Origin of the sequence: Deinococcus aerolatus, assembly GCF_014647055.1 — a bacterium.
GTDB classification, from domain to species: Bacteria; Deinococcota; Deinococci; order Deinococcales; family Deinococcaceae; genus Deinococcus; species Deinococcus aerolatus.
In genome coordinates this window covers 186,397-198,466 of sequence record NZ_BMOL01000001.1, presented here as the reverse complement: position 1 = coordinate 198,466, position 12,070 = coordinate 186,397, and the positions used below count along the sequence as shown (strand labels likewise).

Annotated in this window: 14 protein-coding genes; 6 read left to right on the top strand and 8 right to left on the bottom strand. The window is 66.1% G+C overall.

Annotated features, from left to right (window positions below; genetic code table 11):
* Positions 1 to 166 precede the first annotated feature (166 nt).
* Both sufC and sufB read left to right on the top strand, forming a co-directional pair.
* Complete coding sequence (gene sufC / locus IEY31_RS00980; RefSeq protein ID WP_188968106.1) at positions 167 to 937, top strand: Fe-S cluster assembly ATPase SufC; 771 nt, start codon at positions 167 to 169, stop codon at positions 935 to 937.
* Positions 938 to 1,009: 72 nt separating this feature from the next.
* The gene (sufB, locus tag IEY31_RS00975) at positions 1,010 to 2,416 is read left to right on the top strand and encodes a Fe-S cluster assembly protein SufB (protein ID WP_188968105.1); all 1,407 of its coding nucleotides are present in this window, start codon (positions 1,010 to 1,012) and stop codon (positions 2,414 to 2,416) included.
* Positions 2,417 to 2,478: 62 nt separating this feature from the next.
* Here sufB and IEY31_RS00970 read toward each other — a convergent pair whose 3' ends face one another.
* Positions 2,479 to 2,811 (bottom strand): hypothetical protein, encoded by a 333-nt coding sequence (locus IEY31_RS00970; RefSeq protein ID WP_188968104.1) that lies wholly within the window; start codon positions 2,809 to 2,811, stop codon positions 2,479 to 2,481.
* A 145-nt stretch (positions 2,812 to 2,956) separates the two neighbouring features.
* Between IEY31_RS00970 and IEY31_RS00965 the strand changes: the two genes are divergently transcribed.
* The 3 genes from IEY31_RS00965 (at position 2,957) to IEY31_RS00955 (ending at position 5,896) form a co-directional block, all read left to right on the top strand.
* Positions 2,957 to 3,316: a VOC family protein gene (locus tag IEY31_RS00965; protein WP_188968103.1), complete on the top strand. Its 360-nt coding sequence runs from the start codon at positions 2,957 to 2,959 to the stop codon at positions 3,314 to 3,316.
* Between the two features lie 28 nt (positions 3,317 to 3,344).
* Positions 3,345 to 4,697 (top strand): Fe-S cluster assembly protein SufD, encoded by a 1,353-nt coding sequence (gene sufD, locus IEY31_RS00960; RefSeq protein WP_188968102.1) that lies wholly within the window; start codon positions 3,345 to 3,347, stop codon positions 4,695 to 4,697.
* A 191-nt stretch (positions 4,698 to 4,888) separates the two neighbouring features.
* A complete protein-coding gene (locus IEY31_RS00955; RefSeq protein WP_188968100.1) occupies positions 4,889 to 5,896 on the top strand; it encodes a hypothetical protein in 1,008 nt (335 codons plus the stop codon).
* An 8-nt stretch (positions 5,897 to 5,904) separates the two neighbouring features.
* On the opposite strand, the gene dusA is transcribed toward IEY31_RS00955, so the two are convergent.
* From dusA to IEY31_RS00920, 7 genes are all read right to left on the bottom strand, one after another.
* Complete coding sequence (gene dusA, locus IEY31_RS00950; protein WP_188968098.1) at positions 5,905 to 6,945, bottom strand: tRNA dihydrouridine(20/20a) synthase DusA; 1,041 nt, start codon at positions 6,943 to 6,945, stop codon at positions 5,905 to 5,907.
* 70 nt (positions 6,946 to 7,015) lie between these two features.
* A complete protein-coding gene (locus tag IEY31_RS00945; protein WP_188968096.1) occupies positions 7,016 to 7,264 on the bottom strand; it encodes a hypothetical protein in 249 nt (82 codons plus the stop codon).
* A 79-nt stretch (positions 7,265 to 7,343) separates the two neighbouring features.
* On the bottom strand, positions 7,344 to 7,703 hold the full coding sequence (locus IEY31_RS00940) for a DoxX family protein (RefSeq protein WP_188968094.1): 360 nt from the start codon (positions 7,701 to 7,703) through the stop codon (positions 7,344 to 7,346).
* Positions 7,704 to 7,797: 94 nt separating this feature from the next.
* Entirely contained in the window at positions 7,798 to 8,547 is a 750-nt protein-coding gene (gene rph / locus IEY31_RS00935) for a ribonuclease PH (RefSeq protein WP_188968092.1), read from the bottom strand.
* Between the two features lie 10 nt (positions 8,548 to 8,557).
* Complete coding sequence (gene murI / locus IEY31_RS00930; protein WP_188968090.1) at positions 8,558 to 9,367, bottom strand: glutamate racemase; 810 nt, start codon at positions 9,365 to 9,367, stop codon at positions 8,558 to 8,560.
* Entirely contained in the window at positions 9,364 to 9,630 is a 267-nt protein-coding gene (locus IEY31_RS00925; protein ID WP_188968088.1) for a hypothetical protein, read from the bottom strand. The genes murI and IEY31_RS00925 overlap by 4 nt, the downstream gene beginning before the upstream one ends.
* A complete protein-coding gene (locus IEY31_RS00920; RefSeq protein WP_229723232.1) occupies positions 9,630 to 10,841 on the bottom strand; it encodes an aminotransferase-like domain-containing protein in 1,212 nt (403 codons plus the stop codon). Before IEY31_RS00920 ends, IEY31_RS00925 begins: the two co-directional genes overlap by 1 nt.
* Positions 10,842 to 11,004: 163 nt before the next feature.
* Here IEY31_RS00920 and fba point away from each other — a divergent pair, with 163 nt between their 5' ends.
* Complete coding sequence (fba, locus tag IEY31_RS00915; RefSeq protein ID WP_188968086.1) at positions 11,005 to 11,922, top strand: class II fructose-1,6-bisphosphate aldolase; 918 nt, start codon at positions 11,005 to 11,007, stop codon at positions 11,920 to 11,922.
* Positions 11,923 to 12,070: the final 148 nt, after the last annotated feature.

The window sequence follows — 12,070 nt, the reverse complement described above, 5'->3', positions numbered from 1 at the left end:
CAGTCTCGGTGAGGGGGACAGCGCCCCCGCCTGCCGGTCAATCCACACCAAAGCACTCGACTTTAATCGGCCAAAAGGCTAAACTGGCGAGGTAAGTAGGAATCATTCTCAAATAGCAGGGCCTCTCATCCTGCGCCCAAGAGAAGTTCCGGACAAGGAGACCAGTATGACCCAGACCGACCAGCCACACCAGATCGAGATCCGCAATCTGCACGTTTCCGTGGACGATCTGTCCATCCTCAGGGGCATCAACCTGACCATTCCGCGCGGCGAGCTGCACGCCGTCATGGGGCCGAACGGCAACGGCAAGAGCACGCTGGCCAAGGTCATGGTGGGCGATCCCGAATACACCGTCACCGAGGGCGACATTCTGGTGGACGGCGTGAGCATCCTGGAGATGGAACCCGACGAGCGCGCCCGCATGGGCCTGTTTCTGGCCTTCCAGTACCCCGTCGAGATTCCGGGCGTGACCATCGCCAACTTCTTGCGTCTGGCCATGCAGGCCCGCAAGGAAGAGGGCGAGGAAGTCAGCTTCACCGAGTTCTACGGCAAGCTGCAGACGTCCCTCAAGACCCTGGATTGGGACGAGAGCATCGTCGAGCGCTACCTGAACGCGGGCTTCTCCGGCGGCGAGAAGAAGCGCAACGAGATTCTGCAGATGCTGATGCTGGAACCCACCTACATCATCATGGACGAGACCGATTCGGGCCTGGACGTCGACGCCCTGAAAGTTGTTGCCAACGGCGTCAACTCCATGCGCGGTGAGAACCTCGGCGGATTGATCATCACCCACTACCAGCGCCTGCTGGACTACATCGTGCCCGACAAGGTCCACATCATCGTGGACGGCAGGGTTGTGCAGAGCGGCGGCCCCGAACTGGCCAAGAAGCTGGACAGCCAGGGCTACGACTGGGTCAAGGAACTGGCGACGGCCTGAAGCGGCGCCCAGGGGTTTCAGTTCTGACCCCGCCTGCCCCTCAGCCCCCTCAACCCTCCTCAAGGAGTCCCAATGACCATCAACCCTGAAGTCAATGACATCAACGCCAGCTACGAGTACGGCTGGAGCAACCCCGAGAAGTACGCCGTCAAGGCCCCCAAGGGCCTGAGGCGCGACGTCGTCGAGATGATCTCCAAGGCCAAGGACGAGCCGCAGTGGATGCTCGATTTCCGCCTCAAGGCGCTGGATATCTTCAACTCCAAGCCCATGCCCGAGTGGGGCGCGGACCTGTCCGGGCTGAATCTGGACGAGATCTACTACTACATCAAGCCCGAAGGCTTCAACACCCGCTCCTGGGACGACGTGCCGGAAGACGTGAAGAACACCTTCGAGCGTCTGGGCATCCCCGAGGCCGAACGCGCCGCGCTGGCCGGTGTGGGCGCGCAGTACGAGTCCGAGATGGTGTACCACAACCTCAAGGAGGAGTGGGAAAAGCTGGGCGTGGTCTTCCTGAGCATCGAGGACGGCCTCAAAGAGTACCCGGACCTGTTCCGCGAGCACTTCGCCACCATCGTGCCGCCTGAGGACAACAAGTTTGCGGCCATCAACAGCGCGGTCTGGAGCGGCGGCAGCTTCGTGTACGTGCCCAAGGGCGTCAAGGTGGACATCCCCCTGCAGACGTACTTCCGCATCAACGCCGAGAGCAGCGGCCAGTTCGAGCGCACGCTGATCATCATCGATGAGGGCGCGCAGGCCCACTACATCGAGGGCTGCACCGCGCCGTCGTACTCCTCGGACTCGTTCCACTCCGGCGTGATCGAGATCGTGGTCAAGGAAGGCGCACGCTTCCGCTACAGCACCATCCAGAACTGGAGCCACAACGTCTACAACCTCGTGACCCAGCGCGCCGCCGTGTACGGCAACGGCGTGATGGAATGGGTGGACGGCAACCTGGGCAGCAAGGTCACCATGAAGTACCCCGCCTGCTACCTCCTGGAAGAGGGTGCACGCGGTGAGGTGCTGAGTATCGCCATGGCCGGACGCGGACAGCACCAGGATGCCGGGGCCAAGATCGTTCACTTTGCGCCGCACACCAGCGGTTCGATCGTCTCCAAGTCGATCAGCAAGGACTCGGGCCGCAGCAGCTACCGGGGTCTGGTCAAGATCTACGAGGGGGCCAAGTACGCCAAGACCAACGTGGAATGCGATGCCCTGCTGCTCGACGAGGAAGCCCGCACCGACACCTACCCCTACATCGAGATCGAGGAAAAGACCGCCCGCGTGGGCCATGAGGCCACCGTGTCCAAGATCAACGACGATCAGATCATGTACCTGCAAAGCCGGGGCCTGAGCAAGGACCAGGCAGCGGGCCTGATCGTGCGCGGCTTTATCGAGCCGATTGCCAAGGAATTGCCTCTGGAATACGCGGTGGAACTGAACCGTCTGATCGAGCTGGAAATGGAAGGCTCGGTCGGCTGAGCCCTCATTTCTGCCTCCGGTGTTGAGCGTGACCAGAAAGTCCACGGCAGTGAAGATGGGAATCAAGGCAGGCGCGCGCGTTCTTCATCGACGCGCCTGCCGCTGCCCTGGAGGCCATGAACCTGCCACCGCTTCAGGTTGCCCAACACCTTGAGGGTGAATTCGACTGCATCCACCTGTTTGTCAGGACGGTCGATGAATTTGAGGCAGGTTTCCTGCAACCCAGCACCCACCTGGATCTGAAAGGCAGTCTGCGGGTTTCCTGGCCGAAAGGCGGATAGCTTTCCACCGATCTGACCTTGATGAAAGTCATTGAACTTGGCTATTAGCGTGGGCTTGTGAAAAGCAGATGCCTCAGTACTGATGCCCTCTGGTTCGCTCTGAAAGTCACCCATCCAGTTGAAGGCTGAAGGCAAAACCTACAACAACAGGTATGGGAAATTAGAGAACTGACAGACGGGATCCCGGTGTGGACATCCCGCATGATTGACCCGCCGGGCAGCGAATTGACGTTGTTGGCCGAAAGCGAGAGGAGGGTATTTGAAACTCAACCACATCAACCTGGGCGTGACCGATGTGCCCGCCACCGTGGAGCTGTTCCAGACCTACTTTGGCCTGCGTCCGGCGGGTGACGGCATGCCGATGGATGAGCGCATGGCCTTCCTGCGCGACGACAACGACTCGCTGATCTCGGTGTTCCAGGCCAAAGACGTGGTGTACCCCAGGGTCTTTCACATCGGCTTTCTGCAGGACACGCCCGAGCAGGTGCACGCCATTTACCAGCAACTCACGGACGGTGGCTACACCATCCCGCCTCCCAGCGAGAACCATGGGCGGCTGACCTTTTACTTCCATACACCGGGCGGCTTCGTCTTAGAAGTCGAATCCTTTTTCCGGTAAGTCCGGCCTTTGACCTTCAGGAGGAACAATGACCCAACTCAGCGAACAACTCTCCCAGCACAGCGGCCCCGAATGGTTGACCGCCAAGCGCAAGGCCAGCTTTGAACTGTTCGACACCCTGGAAGTGCCGCACAGCGGCGTGGAGGCCTGGAAGTACACCCAGGTCAACGTGGACTTCGGCCAGCTGCATCCCCACCCCAAGCGCGAGGTCGTTTCCGACATTTCCAGGCTGCCCGCCAGCGTGCAAAAGCGCCTGAAGGGTACGGATGTGGGCGCGTTCCTGGTGCTGGACGGCCCGGACGTGGTCTATCGCACCGAACTCCCTGCCGAACTGACCGCCAAGGGCGTGATCTTCACCGATCTCAAGACCGCAGTGGAGCAGCACGCCGACAAGGTGCAGCAGTACCTCTACAGCGTGGTCCCCGCTGAAGTGCCGGACGACACCACCATCGCCGCTCCCGGCACCACCCCCAGCAAGTCCCCCGACCCCAGCGAGGGCAAGTTCTCCGCGCTGGCCGCCGCCCTGTGGACCAACGGCGCGTTCGTGTACGTGCCGCGCGGCGTGGAAGTGGACCTGCCGCTGGGCTCGTTCCGCGTGATGAGCGAGGCCGGCACCTTCACGGCGACCCGCACGCTGGTGGTGGCCGAGGAAAACGCCCAGGTCACATTCATCGACGAGCAGGACTCCGAGGAGCTGCCCGGCACCTACGCGATTGGCGCGGTGGAACTGGTGGTCAAGGACGGCGCCCGCCTGCGCTACGTGTCCATTCAGAACTGGGGCAAGGGCGTGACCCACATCCAGCGCCAGCGCGGTCAGGTGGGCCGGGACGCCACCCTCAACAGCCTGGTGGTCACCATGGGCGGCACCCTGAGCCGCACGGAAATGCAGAGCCACCTGCTGGGTCAGGGGTCCAACTCCGAGATGCTGGCGCTGTACTTTGCCAACGAGGACCAGCACTTTGACCACTACACCCTGCAGCACCACGCCGCCGCCAATGCCTACAGCGATCTGCTGTACAAGGGCGTGGGCGACGATCAGAGCGTGGGCGTATTCAGCGGCATGATCAAGGTGGATCTGGGCGCGCAGAAGACCGACGCCTACCAGAAGCACCGCACGCTGATGCTGTCCAGCGAGGCCCGCAACTTCAGCGTGCCGCAGCTGGAGATCAATGCCAACGACGTGCGTTGCAGCCACGGCAGCACCACGGGTCCGGTGGATGAGGAGCAGCTGTTCTTCCTGCGCTCGCGCGGCATCCGGCAGGAACTGGCCGAGAAGATGCTGGTCACGGCCTTCCTGGAAGACGTGCTGACGCGTGTACCGCTCAAGAGCGTCGTGGGGTACATCGAGGGCATCATCGCCGAGAAGGTGGGCGCGGCCTGAGCCTCGTGGCCTGAAAGCTTGACTTCGGTTTTTTGAATGTCGTGGACGGCTCCTGCATGGGCTGTCCACTTCTCTGTGCTGGAAGGACAGAGGCCGGTTCACCTGCCCTCCCCCCCAACGGGGTGGGTGGGGTGCTGGGGTGCTGCGGACCGTCTGGACCGCTCTATGCTGGGCGGAATCAAGGAGCCCGCATGCCCAGAGTGTTGTTGTCCGCTGCCCTGTTTCTCACCGCCGTCCTCAGCGCCTGTGGCGGCGCTCCATCAACTTCTGCCACGCTGGATCTGGCAGGCCAGACATCGCTGGCCGTCGGTGCACCGGCCAGCCTGACGGCCACGTTGCGCGGTCCCAGTGGCAATGCTCTGCCCACTACAGCGACGTATACCTCCAGTCAGCCCGACGTGATCGCCGTGGATGCCCAGGGCCAGTTGACGGTCAAACGCCTGACGGCTACGGACCGCCCGGTGGTACTCACGGCCAGCGCGGATGGCCGGCAGGCCGCCCTGGCGGTCTCGACCTACGGTCTGGAACTGGCGGTGGGAACCTACGTGTGGAACCTCCAGCCTGCCGGAGCCACGCCGGGGCGCTTTGTCGCCGTCCGGTACCGCCCGGAAAGTGGGGAGGCCCAGGCCTCGACGTACACGGTCACGGCCCCTGGCAACGAGACCCTGACCTGCGCGCTGTCGCAGAACGCGGTAGAGCGGGCGTGCTGGTGGGCCTTGCCGGACGCCTCAAAGTACCCGGCGGGGGAATACCGGGCCAGCCTGCCCCAGAACGGCGTGAGCTACGAAACCACGGCGTCCCTGCCTGCGCCTGAAGCGGTGCTGGACTTTGTAAAAGGACCCACGGCAAGCGGCAACGGGCGGGACGTCACTTTCTCTGGCGAGGTTCCAGCGAACTCCAGATGGCTCTACGCCTACGTGGGGAACCGCCGCTTGGAGACCTCCTCACTGGCCGGTCAGCGGATGGGCAGCGGCCCGGTCCTGCGCGGGCAGGTGGCGGCCCAGTCAGACGACCCGATGGCGGTCTCGGTCTACGCCACGGCGCTGCCAACCACCTTGCAGGTGGGGGCCGCTGTCCCTGCCGGGGCCTATGAGGGCTGGATCACGGCCATGTCGGGCAACCTGGCCAGCTTCGAAGAGGTGCTGCCCGAGCAATTCAATGTCTCGGCCACCTTTGGCGGCACGGTCACGCTGAAGTAGCCGGAAGGCTAGCCTGCCACAGGCTGCGTTTCCTGACCCTCCGGCGTGCCGGGGCGAGCGTCCAGCACCCCGTTCGGCACACCCGCCAGCGCCTCGCGCACCACCGGCAGGCCTGCGCCTGGCTTGTGCCCCTGCTCGCTGAGGGTCCGTTTCCAGTGCCGTGCTCCGGGCTGTCCGGCGAACAGCCCCAGCGTATGCCGCATCATGCGGTTCAGGGGTTGTCCCCCTTCCAGTTCGGCGGCCACGTGGGGCAGGAACGCCTCGATAGCCTCGCGGCGGGTGGGGGGCGTCACGGCTTCGCCAAACACGTCGCGGTCCGCCGCCGCCAGAAGAAACGGCGTGTGATAGGCCGCCCGCCCGATCATCGCGCCGTCGGCCCAGGCCAGGGCATTCTGCGCGTCCTCCAGGGTCAGCAGGCCGCCGTTCAGGACGATGGTCAGCCCTGGAAAGTCAGCTTTAAGCTGGCGCACCACGTCGTGGCGCAGCGGTGGAATCTCCCGGTTCTCCCTGGGCGAGAGGCCCGACAGCCACGCCTTGCGGGCGTGGACAATCATGGTCTCGCAGCCGGCCGCCGCCACTGTCCGCACAAAGTGGGCCAGGTGTTCGTAGCGGTCCAGATCGTCGATGCCGATGCGGTGCTTGACGGTGACCGGCAACGTGGTCGCGCCGCGCATGGCCTCCACTGCGCGGGCCACCACGTCCGGTGAGGCCATCAGGCACGCGCCGAAGGAGCCGCTGCTGACGCGGTCACTGGGGCAGCCGCAGTTCAGGTTGATCTCGTCGTAGCCGTATCCCGTGGCGATGCGGGCGCATTCGGCCAGCGCCGCCGCGTCGCTGCCGCCCAGTTGCAGGGCCACCGGATGCTCGGCCTCGCCAAACGACAGGTGCCGGTCGCGGTCCCCGTGCAGGATCGCGCCCGTGGTGATCATCTCGGTGTACAGCAGCGTGCGGCGGGTCAGCGTGCGGTGAAAAGCCCGGCAGTGACGGTCCGTCCAGTCCATCATCGGGGCGACGGACAGGGTGTGGGGGGGCAGGGGAGAAGCGGGCATGGCAACGCGCAGTGTAAAGGGAGGCGCGGGGGCCAAAAGTGCCGCCCGCGCCTCCCCCTCCGGTCCGTTGCTAGGGCTGCCGGCCTGTCCCGGTATCCGCGTCAAACGTTGTGCCCGAGTCGTCGGTGTCCTTGGGGCGGTCTGGCACCGCGTCGGGCGACTCGCGCAACTGCCCGATCGGCGTGTCGGTCATGCCCGTCTCGGACTCGTCGTAGTACCCGCTGCGCTCGCTCATGTCGTTGCCCAGACCGTCGGGCAGGCCGCCCTGCCGAGTCCTGGACTGGTCATCGGGTGTGCTGGCGTCTGGATTTTTCGTCATGCCGTGAGTCTAGGCAACGGGAGACGCGGGAGGGCAAGCTGGGCGCTTACCCAGCCTTGCGTGGACGTTTGCCTTCTCTTCAGTCGTGGCCACTGATGTAGATCAGCGCGCCGAACAGCGCCAGATTCTTCAGAAACTGGGTCTGTTGCTGCACGCGTTCCTTGCCCTGCTTGTCCCAGAACGGATGGCCGACGACGGTGGTGGGAATCAGGCTGGTGGCCAGCGCAGTGCCGGCCAGCCGGGGAAACACGCCCAGCGCCAGCAACGCGCCCGCGCCGACCATCACGCCGCTGTTGATCTTGACGGCCAGATCGGGCTGCGGCACCTCGGCCCCGCGTGCGGCACGCACCACGGGTTCGGGGTTCTGCAGATGCTCCAGGCCGTTCTTGATAAAGATGCTGGCAAGCAGCGCCCGCCCGATAAACTTCGTTACGCTCATGTGATCCTCCTTGGGAATGTCCGGAGTTTAGCGCAGGGGGCCAGCCGGAAAGGGGGCCGCCATGAAGACAGGCCGGGACATGCCCCGCGTCGCCCTAAACGTTCGGCGCGGCCAGCTGCCGCCCCAGGTCGCCCAGCACGCCCTGCACCGCCGCCGTGCCCGCTTCCAGCAGGGCCACGTAGTCGGCCACGCTCAGCGGGCCGTCCTCCGCGCCGCCCTGCGCCTCGATGATCAGCCCCGTGTCGGTGGCCACCACGTTCAGGTCGGCCCGCGCCGTGCTGTCCTCGGCGTAGTCGAGATCCACACGCAGTTCCGCGCCCACGTACCCCACGCTGATTGCGCCCACCGCGTGCCGCAGCGGCCACTCGCTGAGGGTGCCATTTCTGACCATCCGGTCGCAGAAGTCGTGCAGGGCCGCGTGCGCCGCCAGGATGCTGGCCACCCGCGTGCCGCCGTCAGCCACCAGCACGTCGCAGTCCACGTAGATGGTCTGATTCCGGAAGGGCCGCAGGTCCATGCTGGCGCGCAGGGCCCGGCCCAGCAGGCGCTGAATCTCGTGGCGCCGCCCGTTTTGCAGGCCGCGCTCGCGGGGTGTCCGGTCATGGGTGGCGCGCGGCAGCATGGCGTACTCGGCAGTCAGCCAGCCCTCCTTCTTGCCGCGCATGTGCGGGGCGGGCTTGTCTTCCAGCGTGACCGTCGCCAGGATCTCGGTGCGCCCCAGCCGCAACTGGGCGCTGCCCGGCGCGTACGGATTGACGCCGCGCCGCACCGACAGAGGGCGGGGGTGCAGGAGGTCACGTCCCTCACGGGGGGGAAGTTTATGGAGGCCGGAAGCAGACGACATGGCCCGCAGCTTACCCCCCGGTGCCGGCCAGATGCAGCGGTTCGGCCCGGTCTGCGCTGAGTGCGTCAAACACCGGGCGGGCGGCATCCACGTCACCGGTCACGAGGTAGGCCACCTTGCCCCGCTCCTGTCGGTCACCCAGCAGGCCCGCGTGGTGCAGCACGTTGCGGGTGTGCCGGGCCACCGCCGCTCCGCTGTCCAGCAGGGCAAAGGTGTCGCCGAACTCGGCCCGGATGCTGCCTGCCAGAAACGGGTAATGCGTGCAGCCCAGCACCAGCTGATCCGCCCCCGCCTCGACAAGGGGTGCCAGCACCTCGCGCAGTACTGCCCGCGTCTGTTCCCCGTCGGCCTGTCCGGCCTCCACCAGCGGCACCAGTTCGGCGCTCACGGCGGTCAGCACGCGTACGCCGGCCGGCTCAGCGAAGGTGTGGATCACGTCCTGAAGCAGCGTGCCGCGCAGCGTGCCGGGGGTGGCGAGGACGCCCACCACGCCCGTTCTGGTGGCCGCCACAGCGGGTTTGAGGGCAGGCACCAGCCCGATGATCGGCATCTCGAAGCGGGCGCGCAGGTGTTCCAGACTGTACGCGGAGGCCGTGTTGCATGCCACCACCACCGCCCCCACCCCGCGTGCGTGCAGGTCGGCCACGGCCCGCCCGGTCAACTCGCGGATTTCCTCGCCGGGCCGCGCCCCGTAGGGCAGGTGGGCGGTGTCGCCGAGATACACGAAGTCCTCGTGGGGCAGCGCCCGGCGCAACTCGGCCAGCACGCTCAGGCCGCCGACGCCGCTGTCGAACACTCCGATGGGGGCCGCGCGACTCATGCTGAGGATGATAAGTCAGCCGCGCCTGCGGCCTGAAGGGGTTCCCGGCGGTAATCGTCCAGGCCGCGCAGCCCCCGCACGCGGGGCTGCCTGTCGTCCCCCGGAAACAGGTGCTCGAGCAGGGCCTGGTTCGCCGCGCCCACCTCCTGGGCCAGTACCATCAGCCTGGTGGACGGAGCGTGGTCCGTCTGGCCCCAGCGGGCGGCCTGTCGCCGCCGTTCGGCCAGAAGCTCGGGCAGCACGGCTTCTGTCGCGTTACCCATCAGTCCAGCGCCTCGCGGATCGTTTCCCCGAGGGCCGCGATGCCGCGTTCGATCTGCCCCGGGGTGGCGCTGCTGTAGCTCAGGCGCAGGGTGTTCTCGCCGCCGCCCAGCGCAAAGAACGGGCTGCCCGGCACGTAGGCCACGTTGCGGTCGAGGGCACGCTGGAGCATCCGTGTGCTGTCGAGGCCCTGGGGCAGCGTGATCCACAGGAACATGCCGCCCTCGGGGGTGGTATAGCCCACGCCGCCGGGAAATTCCTGTTCGATGTGCGTCAGCATAACTGCGGCCCGCTCGCCGTACGCCCGGCGCACGGTCTCGATCTGGCGCGGCAACACGTCGTCCAGCAGTTCGGTGACGATCATCTGGTTCAGCGTGGGCGTGTGCAGGTCCGCCCCCTGCTTGGCCTGCACCAGCTTGGCGATGATCGGGGCGGCGGCCTGCACCCAGGCGTCGCGCAGGCCCGGCACCAGCGTCTTGGAAAAGCTGGAGCAGTAGATGATGTGATTGGCGTCCACGCTCCCGGCATACTCCAGCCCCAGCGTGTACAGGCTGGGGGCGGCCTCGCCGGAAAAGCGCAGCTGGCCGTAGGGATCGTCCTCGATGACCAGCACGCCGTGCTGTCCGGTCAGTTCCACCAGTCGGCGGCGGCGCTCCGCGTTCAGGGTGCGGCCGGTGGGGTTCTGGAAGTTGGGCACGGCGTACAGCAGTTTGGCCGGCGTGGTCCTGAGGATGGTTTCCAGTGCGTCCACGTCGATGCCGCCGTCGTCGGTGGGCAGCTGGACGTAGCGGGGACCGTAGGGCTGGAAGGACTGCAACGCGCCCAGGTAGGTGGGGGCTTCCACCAGCACGGTGTCGCCCTCCGAAATCAGGATCTTGCCCAGCAGGTCCAGCGCCTGCTGGCTGCCGGTCACGATCTGCACGTTGGCGGCGGGAATCCCGGCCCGGCGGCCAAGCCATTCGCGCAGCGGCGGGTGGCCCTCGGTGGTGCTGTATTGCAGCGCGGCGGAACCGTAGCGCGTCAGCGCGGCGTCGGTGGCCCGCCGGACGTCCTCCAGGGGAAACAGTTCCGGCGCAGGCAGGCCCCCGGCAAAACTGATCACGTCCGGCTGCTGCGTGACCTTCAGAATCTCGCGGATGGCGCTGGCGTTCATGCGCCGCGCGCGGTCCGAGAACAGGGCCGTGAAGTCGGGGCCAGGGTGGGCGGGGGTCATGGCCGTCATGCTACGCCGGGGCCGGCGGCCAGCTCCGGGGGGCCAGGCTGTGCCTGTGCCTCCCAACCGGGCCTCCAGCCCGTGTCCCCTTACCGTGTCCAAACGTGCTGGCCTCTTTTCCGGTCAGGCCGTTACAGTAGAGGGGCTTATAAAGGAGGCAACCATGCTCGTGACCGGCAAAGACATTCTGGTTCCCGCCCGCGCTGGCAAGTACGGCGTCGGCTCGTTCAACACCAACAACATGGAGATCACGCAGGCGATCATCCACACCGCCGAGCGGCTGCGCAGCCCGGTGATGGTGCAGATGAGCGAGGGCGCCATCAAGTACGGCGGGCAGGATCTGGCGAACATCGTCCGTGACTTGGCCGAGCGGGCCACCGTGCCCGTTGCCCTGCATCTGGACCACGGCTCCTCCTACGAGTCGGCCCTGAATGCCATCCGCATGGGCTTTACCAGCGTCATGATCGACGCCTCGCACCACGATTTTGAGGGCAACGTCCGGGAAACCCGCCGGGTGGTGGAGGCCGCGCACGCCATGGGCATCAGCGTGGAGTCCGAGCTGGGCCGTCTGGGCGGCATTGAGGAGCACATCGTTGTGGACGAGAAGGACGCCTTCCTGACCGATCCCGAGGAAGCCGTGCAGTTCATCGAGCAGACCGGCACCGATTTCCTGGCGATTGCCATCGGCACCAGCCACGGCGCGTTCAAGGGCAAGGGCCGCCCCTACATCGATCACGCGCGCATCGAGAAGATCGCGGGCATGACCGGCATTCCCCTGGTCGCCCACGGCTCCAGCGGCGTGCCGCAGGAAATCGTGGAACGCTTCCGCGCCGCCGGCGGCGAGATCGGTGACGCGGCAGGGATTGCGGACGAGGACCTGCAGCGGGCCACGCAGTTCGGCATCGCCAAGGTCAACGTGGACACGGACCTGCGTCTGGCCAGCACCGTTGGCATCCGCGAGGTGCTGCTGGCGACGCCCAAGGAATTCGATCCGCGCAAGATCTTTGGCCGCGCCAGAGAAGTGATGTCGCAGATCATCGAGCACAAGATGGGCGTGCTGGGCAGCGTCGGTAAGGCCTGAGCGCAGCACTCACGAAGGGGGCGGGCCAGCTGGGTCCGCCCCTTCCCGTTGGGCCCATCCCAGCTCCCGCTGGCTGTGTTTCTGGGCCTGTGACGAAGGCGGCATCCTGTACTGAAACGGGCGCGGCGGCTGATTGGCAGGTGAGCGT